Origin of the sequence: Bacillus sp. 5B6, from assembly GCF_000259405.1 — a bacterium.
Classification (GTDB): domain Bacteria; phylum Bacillota; class Bacilli; order Bacillales; family Bacillaceae; genus Bacillus; species Bacillus velezensis.
The window spans coordinates 76,521-99,863 of record NZ_AJST01000001.1 but is presented as its reverse complement, the minus strand read 5'-3'; the positions used below and the strand labels follow the sequence as shown (position 1 = coordinate 99,863).

At 48.2% G+C, this 23,343-nt stretch carries 23 protein-coding genes, 2 pseudogenes and 1 other annotated feature; of the genes and pseudogenes, 9 read left to right on the top strand and 16 right to left on the bottom strand.

What is annotated here, in order from left to right:
* Nucleotides 1-55 precede the first annotated feature (55 nt).
* Both MY7_RS00505 and lmr(B) read left to right on the top strand, forming a co-directional pair.
* On the top strand, nt 56-622 hold the full coding sequence (locus MY7_RS00505) for a TetR/AcrR family transcriptional regulator (RefSeq protein ID WP_007609222.1): 567 nt from the start codon (nt 56-58) through the stop codon (nt 620-622).
* Nucleotides 623-659: 37 nt separating this feature from the next.
* On the top strand, nt 660-2,099 hold the full coding sequence (lmr(B), locus tag MY7_RS00500; RefSeq protein ID WP_007609218.1) for a lincomycin efflux MFS transporter Lmr(B): 1,440 nt from the start codon (nt 660-662) through the stop codon (nt 2,097-2,099).
* Between the two features lie 34 nt (nt 2,100-2,133).
* Here lmr(B) and MY7_RS00495 read toward each other — a convergent pair whose 3' ends face one another.
* Nucleotides 2,134-3,261: an aminotransferase class V-fold PLP-dependent enzyme gene (locus MY7_RS00495; protein WP_007609216.1), complete on the bottom strand. Its 1,128-nt coding sequence runs from the start codon at nt 3,259-3,261 to the stop codon at nt 2,134-2,136.
* 71 nt (nt 3,262-3,332) lie between these two features.
* Here MY7_RS00495 and pcp point away from each other — a divergent pair, with 71 nt between their 5' ends.
* Nucleotides 3,333-3,980: a pyroglutamyl-peptidase I gene (gene pcp, locus MY7_RS00490; RefSeq protein WP_029325709.1), complete on the top strand. Its 648-nt coding sequence runs from the start codon at nt 3,333-3,335 to the stop codon at nt 3,978-3,980.
* Here the strand turns inward: pcp and tatC are convergent.
* The 4 genes from tatC to MY7_RS00470 form a co-directional block, all read right to left on the bottom strand.
* Nucleotides 3,977-4,702, bottom strand: coding sequence for a twin-arginine translocase subunit TatC (tatC, locus tag MY7_RS00485; RefSeq protein ID WP_007609214.1), 726 nt, complete (start codon nt 4,700-4,702; stop codon nt 3,977-3,979). The genes pcp and tatC overlap by 4 nt on opposite strands.
* Nucleotides 4,703-4,763: 61 nt before the next feature.
* On the bottom strand, nt 4,764-4,961 hold the full coding sequence (locus MY7_RS00480) for a twin-arginine translocase TatA/TatE family subunit (RefSeq protein WP_003156681.1): 198 nt from the start codon (nt 4,959-4,961) through the stop codon (nt 4,764-4,766).
* Nucleotides 4,962-4,973: 12 nt separating this feature from the next.
* Complete coding sequence (locus tag MY7_RS00475; RefSeq protein ID WP_007609213.1) at nt 4,974-6,725, bottom strand: alkaline phosphatase D family protein; 1,752 nt, start codon at nt 6,723-6,725, stop codon at nt 4,974-4,976.
* A 263-nt stretch (nt 6,726-6,988) separates the two neighbouring features.
* The gene (locus tag MY7_RS00470) at nt 6,989-7,417 is read right to left on the bottom strand and encodes a cell wall hydrolase (RefSeq protein ID WP_029325708.1); all 429 of its coding nucleotides are present in this window, start codon (nt 7,415-7,417) and stop codon (nt 6,989-6,991) included.
* Nucleotides 7,418-7,570: 153 nt separating this feature from the next.
* On the opposite strand from MY7_RS00470, the gene MY7_RS00465 reads away from it, so the two are divergent.
* Nucleotides 7,571-7,954, top strand: a complete 384-nt coding sequence (locus MY7_RS00465; protein WP_003156684.1) for a DUF2512 family protein — start codon at nt 7,571-7,573, stop codon at nt 7,952-7,954.
* 166 nt (nt 7,955-8,120) lie between these two features.
* On the opposite strand, the pseudogene MY7_RS18925 reads toward MY7_RS00465, so the two are convergent.
* The 5 genes and pseudogenes from MY7_RS18925 to MY7_RS00440 form a co-directional block, all read right to left on the bottom strand.
* Nucleotides 8,121-8,299: pseudogene (locus MY7_RS18925) on the bottom strand (IS5/IS1182 family transposase); the annotation flags it as partial.
* A 138-nt stretch (nt 8,300-8,437) separates the two neighbouring features.
* Nucleotides 8,438-8,776: a thioredoxin family protein gene (locus tag MY7_RS00455; RefSeq protein WP_007609196.1), complete on the bottom strand. Its 339-nt coding sequence runs from the start codon at nt 8,774-8,776 to the stop codon at nt 8,438-8,440.
* 179 nt (nt 8,777-8,955) lie between these two features.
* Entirely contained in the window at nt 8,956-9,345 is a 390-nt protein-coding gene (locus MY7_RS00450) for a DoxX family protein (protein WP_007609195.1), read from the bottom strand.
* A 132-nt stretch (nt 9,346-9,477) separates the two neighbouring features.
* Entirely contained in the window at nt 9,478-10,416 is a 939-nt protein-coding gene (locus MY7_RS00445) for a ring-cleaving dioxygenase (RefSeq protein ID WP_007609194.1), read from the bottom strand.
* Between the two features lie 24 nt (nt 10,417-10,440).
* Nucleotides 10,441-11,061, bottom strand: coding sequence for a nitroreductase family protein (locus MY7_RS00440; RefSeq protein WP_007609193.1), 621 nt, complete (start codon nt 11,059-11,061; stop codon nt 10,441-10,443).
* A gap of 429 nt (nt 11,062-11,490) precedes the next feature.
* Between MY7_RS00440 and MY7_RS00435 the strand changes: the two genes are divergently transcribed.
* Complete coding sequence (locus MY7_RS00435) at nt 11,491-12,384, top strand: cation diffusion facilitator family transporter (protein WP_007609192.1); 894 nt, start codon at nt 11,491-11,493, stop codon at nt 12,382-12,384.
* A gap of 145 nt (nt 12,385-12,529) precedes the next feature.
* Here MY7_RS00435 and MY7_RS18920 read toward each other — a convergent pair.
* The 5 genes and pseudogenes from MY7_RS18920 to MY7_RS00415 all read right to left on the bottom strand — a co-directional run.
* Nucleotides 12,530-12,708 (bottom strand): annotated as a pseudogene (locus MY7_RS18920) (IS5/IS1182 family transposase); the annotation flags it as partial.
* A 128-nt stretch (nt 12,709-12,836) separates the two neighbouring features.
* The gene (locus tag MY7_RS00430) at nt 12,837-13,001 is read right to left on the bottom strand and encodes a tryptophan RNA-binding attenuator protein inhibitory protein (protein WP_007409016.1); all 165 of its coding nucleotides are present in this window, start codon (nt 12,999-13,001) and stop codon (nt 12,837-12,839) included.
* An 88-nt stretch (nt 13,002-13,089) separates the two neighbouring features.
* Nucleotides 13,090-13,340: a binding site (T-box leader), on the bottom strand.
* A 48-nt stretch (nt 13,341-13,388) separates the two neighbouring features.
* Entirely contained in the window at nt 13,389-14,309 is a 921-nt protein-coding gene (locus MY7_RS00425) for a macrolide 2'-phosphotransferase (protein ID WP_007609179.1), read from the bottom strand.
* A 294-nt stretch (nt 14,310-14,603) separates the two neighbouring features.
* Nucleotides 14,604-15,551 carry a DNA-binding domain-containing protein gene (locus MY7_RS00420; RefSeq protein WP_007409014.1) on the bottom strand — a complete coding sequence of 316 codons (948 nt, stop codon included), beginning with the start codon at nt 15,549-15,551 and terminating at the stop codon, nt 14,604-14,606.
* Between the two features lies 1 nt (nt 15,552).
* On the bottom strand, nt 15,553-16,845 hold the full coding sequence (locus MY7_RS00415; RefSeq protein WP_029326097.1) for a sensor histidine kinase: 1,293 nt from the start codon (nt 16,843-16,845) through the stop codon (nt 15,553-15,555).
* A 243-nt stretch (nt 16,846-17,088) separates the two neighbouring features.
* Between MY7_RS00415 and MY7_RS00410 the strand changes: the two genes are divergently transcribed.
* The 4 genes from MY7_RS00410 to MY7_RS00395 all read left to right on the top strand — a co-directional run bounded on the left by MY7_RS00410 (nt 17,089) and on the right by MY7_RS00395 (nt 22,113).
* Nucleotides 17,089-18,072 (top strand): glutaminase, encoded by a 984-nt coding sequence (locus MY7_RS00410; RefSeq protein WP_007409011.1) that lies wholly within the window; start codon nt 17,089-17,091, stop codon nt 18,070-18,072.
* Nucleotides 18,073-18,096: 24 nt separating this feature from the next.
* Nucleotides 18,097-19,533, top strand: coding sequence for an alanine/glycine:cation symporter family protein (locus MY7_RS00405; RefSeq protein WP_007609173.1), 1,437 nt, complete (start codon nt 18,097-18,099; stop codon nt 19,531-19,533).
* Nucleotides 19,534-19,648: 115 nt separating this feature from the next.
* Nucleotides 19,649-20,596 (top strand): homocysteine S-methyltransferase, encoded by a 948-nt coding sequence (gene mmuM, locus MY7_RS00400; protein ID WP_007609171.1) that lies wholly within the window; start codon nt 19,649-19,651, stop codon nt 20,594-20,596.
* Nucleotides 20,597-20,709: 113 nt separating this feature from the next.
* Complete coding sequence (locus tag MY7_RS00395; protein WP_161631119.1) at nt 20,710-22,113, top strand: amino acid permease; 1,404 nt, start codon at nt 20,710-20,712, stop codon at nt 22,111-22,113.
* Nucleotides 22,114-22,153: 40 nt separating this feature from the next.
* Here MY7_RS00395 and MY7_RS00390 read toward each other — a convergent pair whose 3' ends face one another.
* Entirely contained in the window at nt 22,154-23,221 is a 1,068-nt protein-coding gene (locus tag MY7_RS00390; RefSeq protein ID WP_015416722.1) for a branched-chain amino acid aminotransferase, read from the bottom strand.
* Between the last annotated feature and the right edge of the window lie 122 nt (nt 23,222-23,343).

Genomic DNA, 23,343 nt, shown 5'->3' with positions numbered 1-23,343 from the left:
AATAGACCAGTCACTATATTTTAAATTTGTCAAAAATCAGTAAGGTGGGAACATTATGAGCTATGGAGATTCTCGTGAAAAAATCCTCGCCGCGGCAACCAGGCTGTTTCAGCTTCAGGGGTATTACGGCACGGGGCTGAATCAGATTATTAAAGAAAGCGGTGCGCCGAAAGGTTCTCTTTACTATCATTTTCCGGACGGCAAAGAGCAGCTCGCCATTGAGGCTGTAAATGAAATGAGCCATTATATCCGTATGAAAATAAAAGAAAGCCTTGATGCCCATCCTGATCCTGCGGAAAGCATTCAAGCGTTTTTACAGGACTTATCAAGCCAATTCACATGTCCGGAGAACTTTGAAGGGTTTCCTGTCGGTTTACTGGCTGCCGAGACGGCTTTAAAGAGCGAAAAGCTCCGGCAGGCCTGTCAAAGCGCTTATCAGGAATGGGAGAATCTGTTCGCGGGCAAATTGAGATCAGCCGGTTTTTCTGATGAGAGAGCGGCGGAAATCAGCACTGTCTTAAATGCCATGATAGAAGGCGGCATCATTGTGTCCTTAGCCAAAAAAGACAAAATGCCGATCCTCCATATTTCTAAACAAATCCCGAACCTGCTGAAGACATAAAATACGAGAGACATTGTACGTATAGAAAGAGAGGAGAATGATTTTGGAAAACGCTCAGCCTTCCAAACAATATAAAGTCATGCCGATCATGATTTCTTTACTGACGGCAGGGTTTATCGGCATGTTCAGTGAAACGGCGCTGAATATCGCCCTGACTGACCTGATGAAGGAGTTACATATCACTCCTGCGACCGTCCAGTGGCTGACGACGGGCTATCTGCTCGTTCTCGGTATTCTTGTCCCGGTATCAGGTCTGCTTTTGCAATGGTTTACGACAAGACAGCTGTTTATCGTTTCACTTGCTTTTTCCATTATCGGCACGCTGATTGCAGCGCTTGCGCCGAGCTTTCCGTTTCTTTTGGCGGCAAGAATCGTGCAGGCTTTAGGAACCGGGCTGCTGCTGCCGCTGATGTTTAATACAATCCTCGTCATCTTCCCGCCGCATAAGCGCGGAGCGGCGATGGGGACGATCGGGCTTGTCATCATGTTCGCTCCTGCGATCGGTCCGACATTTTCAGGGCTTGTGTTAGAGCATTTGAACTGGCATTGGATTTTCTGGATTTCCCTGCCGTTTCTTGTGTTGGCTCTTTTATTCGGCATCGCCTACATGCAGAACGTGTCTGACATTACAAAACCGAAAATTGACGTGCTTTCTATTATTCTGTCTACGATCGGGTTCGGAGGCATCGTATTCGGCTTCAGCAATGCGGGCGAAGGATCAGACGGCTGGTCAAGCCCGACGGTTATCGGTTCGCTCACTGTCGGTGCGATCGCGCTCATCTTATTTTCCATCAGGCAGCTGACAATGAAGCAGCCGATGATGAATCTGCGCGCTTTCCGCTATCCGATGTTTGTTCTCGGTGTCGTGATTGTATTTATCTGTATGATGGTTATCTTATCGACAATGCTTCTATTACCTATGTATTTACAAAGCGGACTGATGCTGACGGCGTTTACGTCCGGGCTCATCCTGCTGCCGGGCGGTATTTTAAACGGCTTTATGTCTCCGGTGACGGGGCGCCTGTTTGATAAATACGGACCGAAGTGGCTTGTCATTCCCGGGTTTGTCATCACGGCAACTGTGCTTTCGTTTTTCTCAAACATTAACGGCGCTTCAACGGCGCTTCTGATTGTCGCGCTTCATACATGCCTGATGATCGGCATTTCCATGATCATGATGCCGGCGCAAACGAATGGCTTAAACCAGCTGCCGCCGGAATTTTATCCGGACGGAACAGCCATTATGAATACGCTCCAGCAGATGGCCGGCGCAATCGGCACTGCGGTGGCGGTCAGCATCATGGCTGCCGGCCAGAAGAATTATATGAGCACCGCGAAAAACCCGAATGATCCTTCCGCATACTCTCACGCGCTGATTGCGGGCGTCCAGCACGCCTTTATCTTCGCGATGATTGTCGCCGTTATCGGCTTGATCAGCGCCTTCTTTATGAAACGGGTCAAAGTGAATCACTCATAAGAAAACAGCAGACTCCCCGTGAGTCTGCTATTTTTTATATACCGCGCGCTTCAGCCAGTTCATCAATCGCATAGATCAGATCATCGGCCGTGTTATAGAAATGAGGCGCCAGCCGGATGATTTGTCCGCTGGGTGCGCATACGATGTTTTTCCGCCTCAACAGCGCAGCCGTTTCCGCCGCTTTTTCATCCCGTATGGAAATCATGCCGGGTCTGTCATCGGCAGACGGCGGCCCTGTGAGATTCAGTCCTTTTTCAGAAGCGTATTCATACGCAAATGCGCTGAGTTTTTTTACTTCCCTGTGAATGCGGTCTGTGCCGGCATCGTTTACTAGAGATAAAGCCGCCTGTGCCGCATATATGCTGATAAATGCCGGGGTTCCGGTCTCAAAGCGTTTGGCTCCGTCCGCATAAGAAAAACGGGTTAAATCCAGCATCGACGCCCGCTGCTGCCCGAACCACCCGGTGACTTTCGGCTTCAGCCGTTCGGCAAGTTCCTTTCTGACATAAAGAAACGCCGTTCCCGGTATGCCGAGCATATACTTTCTCGCACCCGCGGCCAGCATATCAACTCCCCATTCTTTTACATCAATCGGGATGTGCCCCGCCGATTGATAAGCATCGACAAAAATAAGCGATCCCTTCTTTGCGGATATCTCGGCAATGCGCTTCATATCCTGGACAAAACCGGACGTATATGACACATGGGGCACACAGGTGAAAAGCGTCTGTTCCGATATGTACGTCTCATACCGCTCTAACGGGATCATTCCATCTTCAGACGGCACGACTGAAAGCTCCATCTCAGTCTGTGCCTTCAAAAGGTGGGCGATCGCCGGAAAATCCAATTCCGTATACACCGCCTGTTTCTTTCGGCAATCCGGTAAAGCGGAAACGACGGCAGAGACAGCAGCCGTTACTGAAGGTAAAACGGCAATTTCTTCAGGATGGGCGCCGATCAATTTCGCAAATTCACACCTTGCCTGCTCCGTTCGCCTAATGGCTTCTTCCCAGTTTCCGCCATGCTGAAGCAGGCTTTCCTGATAGTCATTGATCGCTTTTGAAACCGGCAGGGCAAGAGCGCTTTGAGAGCAGCTGGCGAGCATCGTATGTGTGCGGAGCGCCGGAAATAAAGATCGGTATTGCACCAGAGGCGAATTCAAGACGTGTTTCCCCCTTCGGCAGGAATATATGTCCATTATAGAGTATGGTAAAAAGAAAAGGAGGGTTTTATATGGAGAAAAAAGTATTGCTGACAGGCTTTGACCCCTTCGGCGGGGAAACGGTCAATCCTTCATGGGAAGCGGTCAAACGGCTGAACGGTGCCGCTGAAGGCCCCGCCTCTATCGTATCTGAACAAGTGCCGACCGTTTTTTATAAGTCTCTTGCCGTGCTGCGCGAGGCGATCAAAAAGCATCAGCCTGACATTATCATCTGTGTCGGACAGGCAGGCGGCAGAATGCAGATCACGCCGGAACGGGTCGCGATCAATCTCAATGAGGCGCGCATACCGGATAACGAAGGAAACCAGCCTGTCGGGGAAAACATTTCTCAAGACGGTCCCGCGGCCTATTGGACCGGCCTTCCGATCAAACGGATCGTTGAGGAAATCAAAAAGGAAGGCATTCCCGCGGCTGTATCCTACACGGCGGGGACGTTTGTATGCAATCACCTCTTTTACGGCCTGATGGATGAAATCGCCTGCCGCCATCCGCACATCCGCGGCGGGTTTATACACATCCCGTACATTCCGGAGCAAACTTTGCAGAAGTCTGCGCCGAGCCTAAGCCTGGATCTCGTGACAAAAGCGCTCAAAATCGCCGCGGTGACCGCCGCGGCGCATGAGGACGATATTGAGACCGGCGGAGGCGAACTTCACTAAGCTGCAGACGGCGCCTCGGCCCATTTCTTCCGGTAAACGATGCGGGACAGCGTCACACTGATTTCATAGAGGACGAGCAGCGGAATCATGACGAGAAAGTCAGACATAAAATCCGGAGGCGTAATCAGCACCGAGACGACGATCAGCACAAAATACGAAAGCTTCCGCGCCTTTGCCAGCCGGGTTGGATTCACGATTCCGAGCCGTGTCAAAAACATGACGGCCAGAGGCATTTCAAACAAAAATCCGAACGGCAATGTAAGATTCAGCATAAAGGTAAAATACTTGTCCGCCGTAAATACCATGTCAAAATGGCCGGCGGATAATTGTGTTAAAAATCCGAGCACAATCGGAAACAGCACAAAATACCCGAAGGAAATTCCGATAATAAACAAAACCGAAAGCCCCGGAATGTAAAGCAAAGCGGCGCGGCGTTCAAACGGGGTCAAAGCCGGCGCCGTAAAACGCCAGAGCTGAAAAGCGGCAACCGGAATCGTTGCCGTAAGGGCGCATATTCCCGCAATCATCATATACACCCATAAAATCTCGCTCGGCCCTAAAACGGCCAGCCTTCCATCCAAATCCTTGATCAGCCAGTCATAAATGTCCTGCACAAACCAGCAGGCGCCGATAAATAATAGAAGAAAGGCGATAACGGTTTTAATGAGACGCTGCCGGACTTCCTCTAAATGCCCGATCAAGTGGGTTTCTTTTTTATCCAATCGTACATCCTCCTTATAGAGAAAGAGGCAGAAGCGGATTCGTCTGCCCCCATGTCAGGATTCAGCCTGCCGTTTTGTCTTTCTCAGCTGTCTGCTTGTCCGGCTCTTCATTTGAGACCAATGTTTTTGCGGCGCTTTTAAATTCAAGCAGCGTGCGGCCGGCGGCACGGCCGATTTCCGGAAGCTTTGAAGGTCCGAAAATGATGAGAGCGATGACGAAGATCAGGATCAACCCGGGAATGCCGATATTTGAAAACATGAGTGTGCCTCCTTATTGTGAGAGTTTGGCCCGTTTCTTTCTCATTTGCTTTTCATGCGCATTGTTATGGGCGAAGAAACGATCCTCTTCCACCTCGTTTGACTGCTTTAAACCGCCTGCAACCGCAGCTTGAGAGACCTTCCGAATCCCCGTCTGGTCTTTCTGATAAATGAAGGAAGCCCGCGTGGATACCTCAGCCCCCGGCTCCGTCACGTACGGCACCACTCTGTAATCCGCTCTCCATTGGGCAGGAGTCACGGTACAGCGGACATAGCCGCGGTAATCGTTGAAAAACTTAATGTGCGGGTTTTGTTTTAAGATCTGATCCGTATCGGCCCGTTTATCCGCCCCGTTTCCTCCAGATGTAATGGAAGTCCCGACGAATTCGGCTCCGAAAATCTTTGAATTCGTTTGATTAAAATCGGTATGCAGGTTTGACGCCCAGCTTGCGTGAACATCACCCGTCAGCACGATGACATTGTTCAGGTTTTTGCTTTTTATAAAATTGATGACCCGCTCCCGCTGAGCCGGGTAGCCGTCCCATGAATCCATGCTGTATATCGGATTGGCGGTTGTTCCGAAATTCCATTGCGCGAAAAAGATTTGCTGCGCCAGCACATTCCACTTCGCTTTTGAGGCGGCTAAATTTCCGAACAGCCATTGCTCCTGTTCTGTCCCCATCAATGTGCGCTTCGGATCTCTCCACTCATCAGAAGGCGGCTTATTCCCGTCGCCGTTGGCCTGATCATCTCTGTACTGTCTTGTATCAAGCACATTGAACGATGCCAAATTGCCATAAGAAAATTGCCTGTACAGCCGCATATCAGGACCGTTCGGCAATGACATGCGCCTGAGCGGCATGTGTTCATAATAAGCCTGGTAAGCTGCGGCCCTCCTGAGCACAAACGCTTCAACGGATTGGCCTTTTTCAGGGATAATATTGGCATAATTGTTTTCCACCTCATGATCGTCCCACGTCACGACCCACGGAAATGCGGCGTGGGCGGCTTTCAGATTGGCATCAGAGCGGTATTGAGCATGACGGTTGCGGTAATCTGACAGTGTATACACTTCAGCGCTGCTGTGCGTCCTGACATTTCCCGTTTTTGACACATATTCGTTCGGTCCGTATTCATAAATGTAATCTCCGAGATGGAACACGAGATCAAGCTTTTCCCTCGCCATATGTTTATACGCCGTATAATAGCCGTGTTCATACTGCTGGCATGAGGCAAATGCAAACGTCATGGCGGATACGTCAGCGCCGGGAGCGGGCAGCGTTTTCGTCCGGCCGACGGGACTGAGCTCATGCCCGCTTTTAAACCGGTAATAGTACACTTTATTGGGCTTGAGCCCGTCCGCCTCGACATGGACGGAGTGTCCGAGATTCGGCTTGGCCATTTCCGTTCCGCGTTTGACGATGTGACGGAAATGTTCATCAGCGGCGATTTCCCATTTTACCGGCACGGCCTGCTTCGGCATGCCGCCCCCATTCAGCGGGTCAGGGGCAAGACGCGTCCAGAGAATGACGCTGTCAGACAGCGGGTCGCCGGAGGCTACGCCGAGGGTGAACGGATAGTTTGAAAATTTCGGAGCGGCATTCACTTCAAACGCGCCGATGGATTGCGCGATCGCTAACCCGAGGGAAAGACCGGCGATTTTCCCGGCGCCCTGTATAAATGCGCGGCGGTCAAACGTATTGTTCTGAAAGCTTTTGTTCTCCAATTCCTTGATCCATTCATCTAAACGGCCGTCATGTGTCATGTCAGTTCCCCTTTCGTCTCATTGATCGCCCTTATTATAAAAAAGAAATGTTAAACCGCTATGAAGAAGTGTGAAGGGTTTGTAAGGCTGAAAAATGGACGGCGGGAGACATTTTTCACATTGTTTCGACAAACCTTGCCCCGCCGGGAGAAAACCCCCTCTGTTTCTTTTTGGCTTGTCATCCGTCAAGCGCACTTTTTTCCTATTTTTCTTCACAAAAAATTAAAAAAACACCGTTCATTCTAAGAACGGTGCGCCCGGGATTAAAATGTATTGTACACGTTTTCGCACGTCTCACCTGTCGGCTGATAGAAGCAGTGGGATCTGAATCTGGCGACAAACGGCTGGCCATACCAAGTCTGCGGGCAGTTGCCCGGCGGCTTAAAATACCACAGGCTGAATTTAGCCGGCCAAAACCGCTCTCCGTTAATCGTCCGGCGGGCAAGCCTCCGCTCTGATTCGCGCGGTCTTTGATAAAAATATCCGTGAGTCACCGCTTCAAACGCGTGCGGCTGAAACACCATCTGCCTGATGGTGCGCAGACCTTTAAAATCAGAACAATTCGCCCGCACCCTATTGATTCCCACATTGCCGACCAAAAGCATTCCCTGCTTCCCTTCGCCTTCCGCTTCCGCCCTGAGCAGCCTTGCCATTAGATCCAAATCGGCGCTCGATGCTTTTACGACTGCCATCATGACACCTCCCGTATTTTCTCCTTTCATCATATTCAGCAGCGGCCCAGTGATGACAGCCAAAAGCCAGAAAACAAATGTTCACGAAAAAAGGGTTTATATTTCTCGTTATGAGGAAACATACTAACATGATTTCCATAAGGAGGAATTCGCATGGAACACATTAAAGCGCTTGCCATTAAAGGCATTATGACCATCATTATTCTGTATCTGATACTCGGCTTAGGTTTTCGCTTTACATTCGGCGACGTGCTGCTGATGACCATTGTGCTGGGAGCCGTTTCCTACTTTACGGGCGACCTGTACGTGCTTCCGAGATGGAATAATATCACGGCGGCGTCCGCTGATTTCGGAATCGCGTTTCTTGTTGTCTGGCTGATGGGAATGCCGCTGTCCATGGGCATTTCCGGAGGAAGACTGGCGTTTGCCGCTCTTATTTCCGCCGTCATCATCGCCGTCGGAGAATATTTTTTCCATATTTATCTGATGAGAAAAGACTTGGGCGGGTCCCGTTTTTTAGAACCCCGGTCCGAATAACGTAAAAAAGGCCGGATAACAGCCTTCAGCTTGTAGAAAAAATGATGTTTTTTCTGCAAGCTTTTTTGTTTTATGCTGTTTCTTTACATATTCATTTGATTTCAGGTGCAGAAAAAGCACTCCCACATGCCTAGCCTTGCTTGGCTAGGTATGTGGCAACCTTCTTCATCATTTTGAATAAGATCAGCGGATCAAGTGAGCGCTGCAGTAAGGTTTGACCTTTTCAACGATGAAAGAGAAGTCTATGTATTTATCAACTTTTCGAAGAAGGTGATCCTCTTCGACGAGTTGGTCAAACAGAACGAATTCGGCTGTGTTTTGAGAAAAATTTCTTGTGTGGAACATGAGAAAGCCATTTTTTCTGTCCTTCTTTTATTTTTTGACAGGGGAATGGATATTTTAAGGGAAAAATAAAGGCTGTCGAGGTTTTCTCGACAGCCTGAGCCCTATAAAGAGGCTTTTTATTTGTAAAGTATAAACACTTTATACATCTTGATATAACTGATAAACCCTTTTCAGCCTTTCTTCGAGCTGTTCAAAATGAACAAAGCGGGCTTCTCTCAGAAACTCAGTCCCATCAATGAACAAAAGAAGCACGGGGACAGTGAAGACTGAAAATCTGCCGGCAATCTCTTCTACCTCGTCAGCGTTGGTATGCCCCAATTTGATATTCGGAAACTGATCCAATACTTTTCTGAGCTGCGGCAGAACAGCGTGACATACTGTACAGGCGGGTCTTGAAATGCAGATAAAACTGAATTGATGCTGCTTAATAAAATTCTCGATAGAATCTAATGAATGTAAGTCTGTCAGCTCTTTCATCAAAATCCTCCTTCAAATCGGCTCGTCTTTCATGACCAAGCTCATCAATACTCGTACATTCACTATACACATTTATATTGATCATATCCGCTTTTTTGCTATTCAGAGCACCTTAACGTTGTGCTTGAAAAATAAAAGAACAGTTACCGCTTTTCAGTAACTGTTCTTAGATACTTATATTAAAAATGCAAAGCGTACGCCCCTGAACCGATGAGTGCAACTCCGATGGAGACTGCAATCAGCACCAAGTTATATTCAAAACCGCCGGCACCGTTCGCAAACCCTTTCGCTCCATGAACTTTTACAATGGCACCTAACATAATGATCGTTATAATAGCAGCTCCAAGCGGGAGGAATACACCTAAAATAAATAAAATTCCGCTTGCGAGTTCCCCGAGACCTGATAAAGCGGCCGCGGCATTGCCTGGTTTAACTCCAATTGACTCGAACCATTGTCCGGTTCCTTTAATCCCGTATCCGCCAAACCAGCCGAATAATTTTTGTGATCCATAAAACAGAAACACCACACCAATCATGATTCGAATAAGTAATAGTCCTGCATCTTCCATTTTTATCTCTCCTTATTTTTCATATTATATAATGTGCTGCAAGGCAGCTTGTTTACCAACAGTCGCTTCCAGCAAACATCTGTTAAATGTATGTCTTATTATTTTTCTTCATGCTTCACGTTCATCTATCAATCAATCTAATTCTCTCACTTCAAACGGCAGCAGCCCTTGTTCAATATGAGCCCGGTGCGGTTCATACTGCTCAGGGAGCATCAATTTTCCGCCCATTGTTTCTTGTGACTCATCATGGGCAAAGCCCGGCGGATCAGTTGCGATCTCAAATAAGATTTCCCCGTGTTCTCTGAAGTAAACCGCATTAAAATAGTTTCTATCCTGAACAGGAGTCACACCATATCCGTTCGCAGCAATGAATCTTTGCCAATCTAATTGATCTTCGTCATCCTGAGCCCGCCAAGCGATGTGATGGACCGTGCCGACACCCATTTGTCCGCGGCCGATAGGCGTTAATTTAAGATCAATCACATTTCCGATATCACCGGCAGAACGATAACGAACGAAGTCTCCTTCTTTGCCGACTCGCTCAAGCCCCATGAGGTTTTCCAGCAATTCACCTGTTTTTTCAGGCTGTGCTGATAACAGGGTTGCACCGCCAAAGCCTTTAATGGCAACATCCGGGGTTACATCTCCGAAAGTCCACGTATTGGCGTCCCCTGCTTCTCTTTCCACAATTTCTAAATGCAGGCCATGCGGGTCATCAAATTCTATATATTGTTCTCCAAAACGCTCGATTTTTGTGTATGGCACGTTGAACTTTTCAAGTCTCTTTTCCCAAAATGCCATAGCACCTCTCGGCACGACGTAAGATGTCACGCCAACCTGTCCGTCTCCAATGATGCCTTGACGGGCGTCCGCCCACGGAAAGAATGTGATGATTGTTCCCGGCTTCCCGCCTTCATCCCCAAAATAAAGGTGATACGTACCCGGATCATCAAAATTGACCGTTTGCTTGACCAATCGCAGCCCCAGCACTCCAGCGTAGAAATCAGCATTCTCTTGAGGGTGACCGACAATTGCTGTAATATGATGGATTCCCGTCGTTTTTTTAGCCATTTTTATCCGCTCCCTTACAAATATTTAAATATACTCCACAAACTCATTCACAGGCTTTCGGTAGCCGCGCGGCCTTCTGCTTTCTATTTTTTCTTTACCGATTGTAATCATCATGACAACCTCAAATTGATCATCTATCTTCAAAATCTGTTTCACGGCTTCAGTATCAAACCCTATCATCGGACAGGTGTCCCAGCCTTTTTCCTTAGCACTCAGCATAAACATCATCGCAGAAAGTGAAGCATTTCTTATCGCCTCATCTCTCTTAAATGGTTCTCCCTTGTTTTCATAAAACGAAACGGTGTCTTGAACCATGTGATCATACTCTTGTTTATTTAATACCCCAAGCAGCTTTAATCCTTCATAGATGTCAGCCGCTTGCTGATATGCCTGCTTATCCCCTAAAACCAACAGAACCGCTGATGAGCTAAACACTTTATATTGTCCGTTTGCAGCCTGCTTCAGCTTCTCTTTTACATCCGGGTCAAGAACCGTCACATATTTTGTATGCTGCAAATTAAAAGCTGATGGAGCCAACGCAACCAATTCAAACATTTCGTTGAGCTCATCTCTTGTGATTGGATGTTCTGGAAGAAAGTTGCTTGCAGATCTTCTTTCATTCACTAGCTGTACAAATTCAGCCATTTTTCTCGTACCCCTTTTATCTCGAATTCGAGATATTATAGTATAAAAAATCAAATAACGTATGATTAAAAAACGAAACGTTCTCTTCACTGATCTTTTCGTGAATCAAACGATCGGCAGGTTCTTATCCTGCACTCTAATTAAATTATCTTGAATTAAAAAATCTTGAATTCGAGATAATAATAAAAGATAAATACTCAAATGTCAACAGTTCATTTTTAAATTCAGCGCCATTTTGTCTGTGTACTGTTTAGCCCTGATCCAACTTTTTTTCTGTCACCTTATTTATTAGTAAACAGGAAACAACCTTGCTATAGACCCACTCGAAACTGAATTGGTACGATAAGCAAAGTGATTACACAAGAAAGGATACGGAGAGCGAATCAAAAGCGCCCCTATTTTTTTTGTGCAGTTTTATAGGAGGAAAAAATGACAAGTGAAAGAGAACAAATAAGCAAAAAAGTTGCTTTGATTGCATTGATAGCCAATCTGATCTTAATGGCAGGAAAGATCTTTTTTGGACTGATAGGCGATAGTGAAGCAGTTTTTGCCGACGGTATACATTCTGCAGCGGATGTCGTGGCTTCAATTGCTGTCCTGGCCGTCATCGGCATTTCTAATAAGCCGCCCGATCAAGACCATCCTTTCGGGCATGGCAAAGCTGAGGTCATCAGCGAAGCGATTGTAGGAATCATATTAGTGCTCGTTTCCGTGTATATTCTAATAGAAGCGATTTCGTCCTTTGTTGAAGGCCCAAGCATCCCGCAATACAGCGCATTGTTTGCGGCCCTGATATCCTACGTGGCTAAGCAGATCTTATATCGTTATTCGATCAAACAAGGGGAAAAATGGAACAGTAAAGCGATTATAGCGATTGCATACGATCATAAAGGCGATATCGTTGCCTCTCTTGCCGCTTTTATCGGCGTCCTATTGGCGATTATCGGGAACACCCGCGGATGGTCCTTTCTGTTGTACGCGGATGCAATTGCCAGTGTCATCGTGGCGTACCTCATTTTTAAGATTTCAATGGAATTAATCAGGCCGTCTGTTGACGTTCTCATGGAAAAAAGTGTTGATCCCGAACTGATAGAGGAATATAAAGCGGTTATTTTGCATTGCCCTCAAGTCAAACGGCTCGATAAAATCCGAGCAAGAGAACACGGCCACTATAAATTGCTTGATGTCCGGTTATCTTTGGATCATGATTTGACGATTAAGCAGGGACACGATATTGCCCGCGAAATCCGAAATGAAATCCAAAGACACTTTTCAGATGTTGAAGAAGTGCTCATCCATGTGAATCCTTATTTTGAAGAATGAAAAAGCAGCTTGTAGAGAAAATGATGTTTTTTCTGCAAGCTTTTTTGTTTTGTGCTGTTTCTTTACATATTCATTTGATTTCAGGTGCAGAAAAAGCACTCCCACATGCCTAGCCTTGCTTGGCTGGGTATGTGGCAATCTTCAACATCATTTTGAATAAGATCAGCGGATCAAGTGAGCGCTGCAGTAAGGTTTGACCTTTTCCACGATGAAAGAGAAGTCTATGTATTTATCAATTTTTCGAAGAAGGTGATCCTCTTCGACGAGTTGGTCAAACAGAACGAATTCGGCTGTGTTTTGAGAAAAATTTCTTGTGTGGAACATGAGAAAGCCATTTTTTCTGTCTTTCTTTTATTTTATGACAGGGGAATGGATATTTTAAGGGAAAAATAAAGGCTGTCGAGATTTTCTCGACAGCCTGAAGGCCGGATAACGGCCTTTTTCGTTTGATTTCACTGATCAATATGCTTTCTGATAAAATGCAGCAGCGTGTTTCCTTGAGCGGTCAATATGACGCCCTTCGCGCCGCACTTCGGACAGGGCGTCCCTTCCTTCTCCTCGCCGGTTCCTTCACAATGCGGACACGTGAGCTCAAGATCGTCGGTTGCGATCACCATGAATATCCCTCCTTTTTTGATTGTCTGTCCGTCTCCAGTCACTTTCCATGGCCATCACCTCCTTAACAACACAAAAAAACCCCGTCCATCAAAGGACGAGGTTTTCGCGGTGCCACCTTTATTAACGGCTGAAAAGCCATTCTCTCAAAAAGTACAGAAACACACGGTTGCAATACTCCTTTCTTGATAACGGGGAAAGAATCCCGGCACCGCCTACTGTCATTTCAGCGCAGCAATTCAGAAGCCCATTCGGCACCGGACGGGGATCGGTTCACAGCGGCCACCGACTCTCTGAACCCCGCGCGCTGATGCGTACTTGCTCTTCCTCAGCATTGTTCATCCGTTCTTTTATTTTAAAATGTATCATACGCTGTCATCCGGCGGAAGTCAATAACCTTTCGGATCGGACAGGCCGAGCATGTCCCGCGCCATTTCCATATGCTCCTCTTGCCCCGTCTGAAGCGCGAACTTCGCCGTTTCCACAGGGTAAGCGGCCTGCCATTCTGTCACATGCTCCTGCATTTTCGGCCAGACGCGCCCGCCTTCAGCTTCGTAGCTCTTCATCAGCCGTTTTGTTTCTTTTTCTCCTAATATCACTTGATAAAGGACAAAATCCTTGGCCGGATCGGCAACCTTTGCCTCCGTCCAATCGAGGAGACCCGTCACACGCTGATTTTCGCCGATCAAAATATGCGGAGGATGCAAGTCGCCATGGATCAGCGCGGAAAAATCAGGCCAGTACGAACTGTCATTTATCCACGTTTGCCATCTTTTCCAAAGCGGCTCTGAGACCCCGATTTCTTTTTTTATGTGATCCATTGATTCCGCCGCCCTTTGCCTGACGTCATCCGGTTTTATGATTTCAATTCCGGATCTGGAGGCCGCATCCGGGTCTGCCCCGTGCAGCTCGGCTAATGCCGCAGCAAGCGAGCCGACAAAACCGTCTGAAGGCGGCTCGTGTTCCATATTCCAGACATACTGTTTCTTATCCAGATCAATTGCGGCAGCGGGTATTCCGTCCAGTTTCGGATAAGCGATCAGGTCCGGTGTATGAATCCGCCAATCGGGCACTGATACCGCGGCATGACTGCGGAGAAACGCGAGAACGCCGCTTTCTGCAGCCGCTCTTTCGATAACATCGGGACGGCGCGGCTTTCGGAGCACCCATGTCACGCCGCTGTCATCTTCAGCAAATACGACTTGGAAGTCCATACCCGTTTCATTTATGTCCGCCCCTTCATACTTTAACCGTAAGCCATTTTCCTTTGCGATGTTCAGAACGGTTTCTATTTCCCTTTGTTTTGTCACTTCGTTTCCCCATTTCCCTTATTTACTGACACAGAGCTTCGCCTGAGGCGGAGGAGAAAGAGATATGAGAAGACGCCAAAAAGAGGGCGGCATAATTGCCGCCCCCTCACTATTACTTCAGGTTCCTTTATTCAGGCAGACAATCCCGGTTTCCCCGCGCTCGAGGCAGAGACATTGACACTATTTTATTAGTGCGAAAACCGGATTTTGACTTGCCATCAGGACCCCTCCGTTCTTTCTTGGTTAACATTATATTACACAAAAGCCTTATATATGTAAACCCTATTTATCAGCTTACCGGCTGCCTCCGCTGACAAATTTTGATCCTTCGCGTAAATCTTTCGCCTCCAAAAAAAAGACGTGAATGAATTTTTTCATATTCACTTTAACCGGAGAAAGCGGCACGGTTTCCTTAGCCTGCATTTCTTTCATTCTCTTGCTGACAGCGGGGAAATCAAAGAATTTCGAGGCGTAATATTCAAATTTGGGGTTTGAAAAATCAGTTGTGCCCAATGAAGCGAAATGGTTTAACGAATGAATGACGGCCCTTCTGATCCGCTGTTCCGAGGCTTTGATTTCCCTGTTAACCTCGGCTTGTGCCGCCGCAGGCCCCAGCTTCCGGATCGCGACGTTTGTAAACATCTGCTTTAAAGACGGGATGTTTCTTTCCGCCTGTTCATCCTCAAATAAATAGTGAAGGACGGCCATGAGGTCATGCGCCCCGCTTTCTCCCACGATGCCTAATTCCGATAAAAGAAATTTTCCTGTTTCTTTGATTGATTTCTCGTGCATCCCCCCAGGCCCGCTTTTTTTCGGCTCATTCCGCTGAATAAGACGGCTTAACGAGTGTTGGATGTCGCCGATCGAGGTTTCCAGTTCAATCCGCTCTTTTACTTTTCGCAAAACGGTGACGATCTCGATTTTGTTGATCGGTTTGTGGATAAAGTATTCGATGCCGAGAGAATAAGCTTCTCCCACCATTTCCTTTGCCTCCACCTGCGATATCATCACCGCTTTTCCGTTGTAAGACCCCTGAAGATGCCGGATCGTCTCAATCCCGTCCCGCCCCGGCATCAGCAGATCAATTAATAAAATATCGACTTGTTTAAAATGGAGATAATGCCCTTCAATCTGGCTTCCGTCCTCTGCCTCACCGACGACTTCGCCTAAGTCCTCGTCCTCGATCATCTGTTTTAAAATGGAACGGATCGCCCGGTCATCATCAGCTATAAAAAAACGCATATTATGAGTTCATCCTTTCTGCAATCAAATGCTTCACCGGCAGTTTAATCGTAAATATGACGCCTTTTGGCTTGTTGTGAAAGGAAATGTCTCCGTCAAGTTCAGTTACGATTTCCTTCACGTAAGTAAGCCCGATGCCCGTTGAAGGTGTGCCGAATTCATCGTATTTGGATGTAAACCCGGGATCATAAACGACCTCTCCGATTTTTTCCGGAATGCCGGGACCGTCATCTTCCGCCTGAAATTCAGCCTTTTCTCCTTCCGCCCTGCGCAGCGCGAGGCGGATCTCACCCCTGTCACCCATGGCTTCGACGGCATTGGCGGTCAGGTTATTTAAGATCGACAGGACGGTAAAGACGTGATAATCGGGATGTTCTCCTTCAATCACGCTCCGGAATTGAATGTCCTTGCCTAAAGATTCAGCGTATTTTTCATTGATTCGGATGACGATGCCGACCAGAGCGGCGGCATTCATGTAATCCCGGAATCGCTCATTGGAAATCAGCTTCGACAGGCCGGCGAATATTCGCTGATTGTCTTTTTTCACTTCATGAATTTCTCCCGCAAGGCGCAGCATTCGGCTCCCGAGCTCCCGGTCGTTCCCGCTCATTTCCCGATACAGCTGATAGGATTCTTTCGTCACATGCTCCGTCGTTTTCAGCGTTTTTTTCAAATGAATCGTTTCTTCATATAAGTTAGACACAATCATCAGCATGTGCTCATGCTGCTTTCTCGTTTGTTTTTCCCTGACCTGAGATTCGTGCAGCTTCATCACGTTGAAAAAACTCAGCACAATAAATGTGTGAGAAACAGCAATAACCGCAATATCCGCCAGCTTGTCCGGCATCATAATCTGCCGGCCGCCGGAAAACTGAACCGTCATTTCAACGGCATCGGACGCAATTTCAATGAGAAAGCCGAGAAACCCGATCATCAGCGGCCGATCCCAAAAAAGCCTGACCTTCAGCACATAAAACAAGCAGGCATATGTAAAGTAAAAAAAGAAACTGGGATATTGGCTGAAAAAAGCCTCCGTAAAGCCGGCATGCTCTCCTCCCCAGCACGCCAGGCCGATCCGGAATGCCACAACGGCTGCACCTGTCAACAGCCCTGACAATACTGCCGGCACATGCCGAAGCAGCAGCAGAAAAAAGAAAAAAGCCGGGGCGCCAAAGCTGATCCGATATACCTCATTCAGGGGGTAAAATTTCAGTTCCCCCGCCAGCGGCACGGTGATCAGCATAAGAGCGAAAAGATAGCCGTCTTTTTTCAGTAAATAGTCGAGCCTAATCATAATCACTTCCTTCTTCTGTCTATTTTGAACAAGACCGATACAGTCCGCAAATTTCTTTAGACCCGAATGGCGGGACACTCCGGCTGATTTATAAATCTATCGGCTTATTTTAAGAATGATTTTGTCGTATTTTGTATGATTCTGTAGATGTCATTATACATTAACATGGAACACGCTATTTTTGAAAACGTTTTCCAAGACCGGGTTCCGCTTCGGACAGGCTTGCAATAGAGGAGGAATGTTATGAAAGATATGGTCAGAGAGCGCCTTGAAAAAGAGGAACTGGCTTCACTTTTACAAGATTGGGTGGAGCATTACCGACCGTTTTCCGTCAATGGAAAAAGCGCAAATTATATACCCGCCCTTGGAGAAATCAACGACTCTCAGCTGGGCATTTGCATATTAGAGCCGGATGGCTCAATGATTCATGCCGGTGAATGGAATGTCCCGTTCACATTGCAGAGCATCTCAAAAGTCATCAGCTTTATTGCCGCCTGCATGAACAGAGGCATTTCTTACGTGCTGGATCGTGTGGACGTGGAGCCGACGGGTGATGCGTTTAATTCTATCATCCGGCTTGAAATCCATAAACCCGGGAAGCCCTTCAACCCGATGATCAATGCCGGCGCCATTACCGTCGCCTCGCTGCTTCCGGGTGAAACGGCGCATGATAAATTAGAATATCTCTTTTCCGTTTTTGAAAAATTAATAGGAAAACGCCCTCACATTCACGAGGAGGTCTTCCGTTCTGAATGGCAGACCGCGCATCGGAACCGAGCGCTCGCCTACTATTTAAAAGAAACGAACTTTCTCGAGGCGGATGTGGAAGAAACGCTTGAAGTGTATTTAAAGCAGTGCGCCATGGAGGGTACAACCGAGGACATCGCTTTAATCGGATTGATACTTGCGCATGACGGCTACCATCCGATCCGACGGGAACAGGTCATTCCGAAAGATGTCGCGAAACTCGCCAAAGCCCTGATGCTGACGTGCGGGATGTACAATGCGTCAGGCAAATATGCGGCTTTCGTCGGCGTCCCGGCCAAAAGCGGGGTATCCGGCGGCATTATGGCATTGGTTCCCCCAAGCGCCAGAAGAGAACAGCCTTTTCATAACGGCTGCGGCATCGGCATTTACGGTCCGGCCATTGATGAATACGGCAACAGCCTGACCGGCGGCATGCTGCTGAAACATATCGCACAGGAGTGGGAGCTCAGTATTTTTTAATCAAACGAACCAAGAGGTGATTGGATGCAGGAATTCCTTGAAAATGTAATCGGCTCGGCAAATGATTTTTTATGGTCAAAACTGTTAATCGTACTGCTTCTTTCTCTGGGACTGTTTTTTACGTTCAGATCAAAGGGTCTGCAAGTCCGCATGCTGAAGGAAATGATCCGGGTTTTGAAGGAAGGCGCGGCCGCCCGGACAAAAAACAGCATTTCCCCGTTTCAGGCATTTTGCATCAGTATGGCGGCGCGTGTCGGAACCGGGAATATTACCGGAATCGCCATTGCGATCGCACTCGGCGGTCCGGGCGCTATTTTCTGGATGTGGATTATCGCAGTCATCGGTTCGGCTTCAAGCTTTGTTGAAAGCACGCTGGCCCAAATTTATAAAGTAAAAGATGAAAACGGATTCCGCGGGGGCCCGGCCTATTACATGGAAAAGGGCCTGAAGAAACGCTGGATGGGCGCGCTGTTCGCCGTATTAATCACACTGTCATTCGGGGTTGTTTTTAATTCCGTTCAATCCAATACGATCAGCGTCGCCTTTCAAAACGCATTCGGCACCAGCCGGCTTACATTGGGCATTATTTTAATCTTGGTTTTCGGCGGCGTAATCTTCGGCGGCGTCAAACGGATTGCGAAAATGGCGGAATACATCGTAGTCGTTTTGGCCGTTTTATATATCGGTGTCGCTTTCTTTGTCATTCTGACGAACATCACCCAATTGCCCGGCGTTCTGTCGCTAATCGTAAAAAATGCGTTCGGCTTTGATCAGGCAGCGGGCGGCGCTTTAGGTGCGGCCTTGATGCAAGGTGTAAGACGCGGGATTTTCTCAAATGAAGCGGGTATGGGAAGCGCTCCGAACGCGGCGGCGACAGCTACGACGAGCCACCCGGTGAAACAGGGGCTCATTCAGGCATTCGGCGTCCTGACGGATACGCTCGTCATTTGTACAAGCACGGCGCTTATCATTTTATTTTCAGACGCTTATCACCAGCCGGGACTGAGCGGCATCGCGCTTTCTCAGGCCGCCTTGAGCGATCATGTCGGCGCGTGGGCGTCCGGTTTCCTTGCTGTCTTAATGCTTTTGTTCGGCTTCAGCGCTCTGATGGGCAACTATTATTACGGAGAAACCAATATCGGATTTTTAAGCCAGAACAAAAAATGGCTGTTCATTTACCGTATCTGTGTGCTCGGAATGGTACTGTTCGGCTGTATTTCCAAAGTCCAGCTTGTGTGGGATATGGCTGACTTGTTCATGGGCTTAATGGTGGTCGTGAACTTAATCGCGATTTTCCTTCTGTCGAAAAAAGCGTTTGCCGCTTTGAGCGATTATGTCCGGCAAAAGAAAGCCGGAAAGGACCCCGTCTTTTACAGAGATGTGCTCCCTGATGATGACGGGATCGACTGCTGGGAGTATTCAGGCATCGCGAAAAGTGCGAAAGGCAAACACATTTCCTAAACAAAAGGTGTTCGGGCAGCGTCCTGAACACCTTTTTTCTGCCGGTTCATTGACAAAGAGAATAGCGTCCATTACCCTTTTTATATATTTTCAGTAAAGTCAGAAAGGAAGGCCTATGAATCCCATTTCACAAATATTAAATGAATACCCGGTGATGATCATAGACGGCGCGATGGCAACCGAGCTTGAGCGGATGGGCTGTGATTTACATGACGATCTGTGGTCGGCCAAAATTCTTTTGGAGAGGCCGGAACTGATCAAACAGGTGCATGCAGAATATTTTGCCGCCGGCGCTGATTGCGCGATCACCGCCAGTTATCAATCGACAATCGAAGGATTTGCAGCGCGCGGCATCCTGGAAACCGATGCGATACGTCTCATTCAGACATCTGTTGAACTTGCCGCACAAGCACGCGATGAATTTTGGGCGCATGAAGAAAACCGTTTACACCGGCCCAAACCTTTGGTCGCCGCTTCTATCGGACCTTACGGCGCGAGCCTCGCTGACGGCTCAGAATATCGCGGGCATTACGGACTGACGGAGGATGAGCTGATCAGCTTTCACCGCCCCCGGATGAAAGCTCTCATAGAATCCGGCGCCGATCTTTTGGCCTGTGAGACCATTCCGTGCCTGTCAGAAGCAAAAGCGATCACAAGGCTGCTGGAGGAATTCCCCGGCACTTATGCATGGATCAGCTTCAGCGCCAAAGACGGACGGCATATCAGCGAAGGCACGCCTATTTCCGAATGCGCGGCCCTGCTCGACTCCTGCAGCCAAATCGCAGCGATCGGCATCAACTGCACACCGATCGAACATATTCCGCAGCTGGTACAAGAAATCAAACGGGCAACGTCCAAACCGATTATCGCCTATCCGAACTCTGGCGAACAATATGACCCAGTGACAAAAACCTGGAAAGGCGCAGCGTGCGAAAACCATTTCGGAAAAAGCGCGCAAAGCTGGTACGAAAACGGCGTGAGCCTGATCGGAGGCTGTTGCCGGACGAAACCCGCGGACATCCAAGCCATTGCCGATTGGGCCAAGACCTTAAAAACAACTTGACTAATCGGAATAGTTTGTATATTCTATTCAAAAAGCCGGTTCGCCGGAATCTCGTGCCGTTCGCCGGCATGAGATTTTTTATTAGGACGGCCCTCGCAGAAAGTTGGAAAACAATGAACAACAAGAACGAGACGAATTTTCAGAGAAGTATGAAAAGCAGACACCTCTTTATGCTATCACTCGGAGGTGTGATCGGAACAGGGCTGTTTTTAAGCTCTGGGTATACCATTCATCAGGCGGGTCCGGCGGGCACCATTTTCGCTTACCTTCTGGGCGCGGGCATCGTCTATCTTGTCATGCTTTGCCTCGGTGAACTGTCAGTGGCCATGCCGGTGACGGGCGCATTCCACACCTATGCGAAGACCTATATCGGGCCCGCGACGGGCTTTACGGTCGCATGGCTGTACTGGCTGACGTGGGCGGTGGCGCTAGGCTCTGAATTCACGGCGGCCGGGCTTTTCATGCAGCGTTGGTTCCCGCATACTTCGGTTTGGATGTGGAGTGCGGTATTCGCTCTTCTCATCTTTTTATTAAACGCCTTCTCCGTGAAATTTTTTGCTGAATCGGAGTTTTGGTTCTCAAGCATTAAAGTCTTAGCCATCTTACTGTTTATTTTATTGGGCGGAGCGGCGATGTTCGGCATCGTCCCGATGAAAAGCGGTGAGGCCGCACCTATGCTGTCGAACTTTACGGATGGCGGCAGCCTTTTTCCAAATGGCTTTTTCCCGATACTGATGACGATGCTTTCAGTAAACTTCGCTTTTTCAGGGACGGAATTGATCGGAATCGCCGCAGGGGAAAGCGCCGATCCGGAAAAAACTGTTCCGCGCGCCATTAAGACCACAGTCTGGCGGCTGGCGCTTTTCTTTATCGGAACGATTTTTGTGCTGTCAGGGATGATCTCCATCAAGGAAGCCGGTGTGATTGAAAGCCCGTTTGTCACGGTATTTGACAGAGTCGGCGTGCCTTATGCGGCCGATCTGATGAATTTCGTCATTTTAACGGCGCTTCTGTCTGCGGCCAATTCAGGGCTGTACGCGTCATCACGTATGCTGTGGTCCCTGTCTAAAGAAGGGGAGCTTCATCCCGCCTTTGCCAGGCTGACCTCTAAAGGCATTCCTTTTAACGCTCTGATCTTCAGTATGATCGGCGGCATTCTGTCGTTGTTGTCAAGCGTATTTGCAGCGGATACAGTCTACCTTGTTCTCGTCTCCGTCTCGGGATTTGCGGTAGTGGCTGTGTGGATGAGCATCGCCGCATCGCAATTTTTGTTCCGAAGACGGTTTCTTACAGAAGGGCACCAGCTTTCAGACTTGAAATACAGGACACCGGGATATCCGGTCGTACCGATAGCGGCCTTTCTCCTATGCCTCGCCTCCTGTATCGGCATCGCTTTTGATCCGAACCAGGCCATCGCCCTTTATTGCGGAATTGCATTTATGGCCGTTTGCTACAGCGCTTATTACTTGAAAAACCGGAAAAGCAGAGCCCGCGTGCAAGCCGTAAAATCCCAATAACCAAAAAAAGAACCCTGCAGCGCAAGGGTTCTTTTTTTGGTTATACTTCAACCACCCATCTGAACGAATCCCGCACCTTCCCGACTTGGATGCCGGCAATCGTTTCATAGAGCCTTTCTGACACTTCACCGATCAAACCGTTATTCAGTTCAATCGTTTCTCCGTGAATGTGCAGCGCGCCGACCGGCGAGATGACGGCCGCGGTTCCCGTACCGAATACCTCTGACACCTCGCCTCTCATCGCAGCCTCATAGATGTCATCAATGGCGACCTGTTCTTCCCTGACGCGGATGCCCCAGCTTTTTAACAGCTCTATCACAGATGCGCGTGTGATGCCCCCGAGAATGCTTCCGTTTAATGCCGGCGTTACGGCCTCTCCGTTTATGATGAAAAAGATATTCATACTCCCTACCTCTTCGGCATATTTCTTTTCCACCCCGTCGAGCCAAAGCACCTGATCATACCCCAGTTCTTCGGCTTTCCGCTGAGCCTGTAAGCTGGCCGCATAATTTCCGGACGTTTTGACGTCGCCCACTCCGCCGGTGACGGCACGCACATACTCATCCTCCACATAAATACGGATCGGTTTCAGCTGATCGCCGTAGTACGAACCGACAGGCGTCAGAACAACCATGAACTTGTAACGTTTTGAAGGCCGGACGCCTAAAGAAGGCTCAGTCGCAATTACAAACGGACGAATATATAAAGAGGTTCCTTTTTCTATCGGTATCCATTCCTGCTCCAGCTCCACCAATTGTATCAATGCTTCCAGCGCCAGCTTCTCGTCAAGAGGCGGCATGCTCATCCGCCGTAACGATTTATTCAGCCGTTTTATATTTTGGTCAGGACGGAACATCAACACCCGGCCGTCTTCTGACCTATAAGCCTTCAGCCCTTCAAATACGGCCTGCCCGTAATGGAAAACGGATGCGGACGGATCAAGATGGACCGGTTCATAAGGGGTGATTCTCGGATCATGCCACCCTCTCTCCTCTTCGTAATCCATAACAAACATGTAATCTGTGAAGTACTTGCCAAATCCCAATGAAGCGGAATCCGGTTTTTCTTTTCTTGCTGTGACCTTACGTCTTTCAATCAGTTGATTCAACAAAAGCACACCTTTCTTGTAATTGTTTAAATTTTCAGTCTTTTATAAGCTGCCTGTTTTCTCTGCCTTAATCGTGTATGCACAGATATATGAGAATGCAGTTGACCGTATCATATCAAATA

Bases quoted from the DNA above. Each gene is read 5' to 3' on its own strand.
- pcp (WP_029325709.1), top strand. From the start codon at position 3,333: ATGGAGAAAAAAGTATTGCTGACAGGCTTTGACCCCTTCGGCGGGGAA.
- mmuM (WP_007609171.1), top strand. From the start codon at position 19,649: ATGAATCCCATTTCACAAATATTAAATGAATACCCGGTGATGATCATA.
- MY7_RS00420 (WP_007409014.1), bottom strand. From the start codon at position 15,551: ATGCGTTTTTTTATAGCTGATGATGACCGGGCGATCCGTTCCATTTTA.
- MY7_RS00405 (WP_007609173.1), top strand. From the start codon at position 18,097: ATGCAGGAATTCCTTGAAAATGTAATCGGCTCGGCAAATGATTTTTTA.
- MY7_RS00475 (WP_007609213.1), bottom strand. From the start codon at position 6,725: ATGACACATGACGGCCGTTTAGATGAATGGATCAAGGAATTGGAGAAC.
- MY7_RS00450 (WP_007609195.1), bottom strand. From the start codon at position 9,345: ATGGAAGATGCAGGACTATTACTTATTCGAATCATGATTGGTGTGGTG.
- MY7_RS00435 (WP_007609192.1), top strand. From the start codon at position 11,491: ATGACAAGTGAAAGAGAACAAATAAGCAAAAAAGTTGCTTTGATTGCA.
- MY7_RS00440 (WP_007609193.1), bottom strand. From the start codon at position 11,061: ATGGCTGAATTTGTACAGCTAGTGAATGAAAGAAGATCTGCAAGCAAC.
- MY7_RS00415 (WP_029326097.1), bottom strand. From the start codon at position 16,845: ATGATTAGGCTCGACTATTTACTGAAAAAAGACGGCTATCTTTTCGCT.
- MY7_RS00480 (WP_003156681.1), bottom strand. From the start codon at position 4,961: ATGTTTTCAAATATCGGCATTCCCGGGTTGATCCTGATCTTCGTCATC.
- MY7_RS00455 (WP_007609196.1), bottom strand. From the start codon at position 8,776: ATGAAAGAGCTGACAGACTTACATTCATTAGATTCTATCGAGAATTTT.
- MY7_RS00505 (WP_007609222.1), top strand. From the start codon at position 56: ATGAGCTATGGAGATTCTCGTGAAAAAATCCTCGCCGCGGCAACCAGG.
- MY7_RS00395 (WP_161631119.1), top strand. From the start codon at position 20,710: ATGAACAACAAGAACGAGACGAATTTTCAGAGAAGTATGAAAAGCAGA.
- MY7_RS00465 (WP_003156684.1), top strand. From the start codon at position 7,571: ATGGAACACATTAAAGCGCTTGCCATTAAAGGCATTATGACCATCATT.
- MY7_RS00430 (WP_007409016.1), bottom strand. From the start codon at position 13,001: ATGGTGATCGCAACCGACGATCTTGAGCTCACGTGTCCGCATTGTGAA.
- MY7_RS00445 (WP_007609194.1), bottom strand. From the start codon at position 10,416: ATGGCTAAAAAAACGACGGGAATCCATCATATTACAGCAATTGTCGGT.
- MY7_RS00470 (WP_029325708.1), bottom strand. From the start codon at position 7,417: ATGGCAGTCGTAAAAGCATCGAGCGCCGATTTGGATCTAATGGCAAGG.
- MY7_RS00410 (WP_007409011.1), top strand. From the start codon at position 17,089: ATGAAAGATATGGTCAGAGAGCGCCTTGAAAAAGAGGAACTGGCTTCA.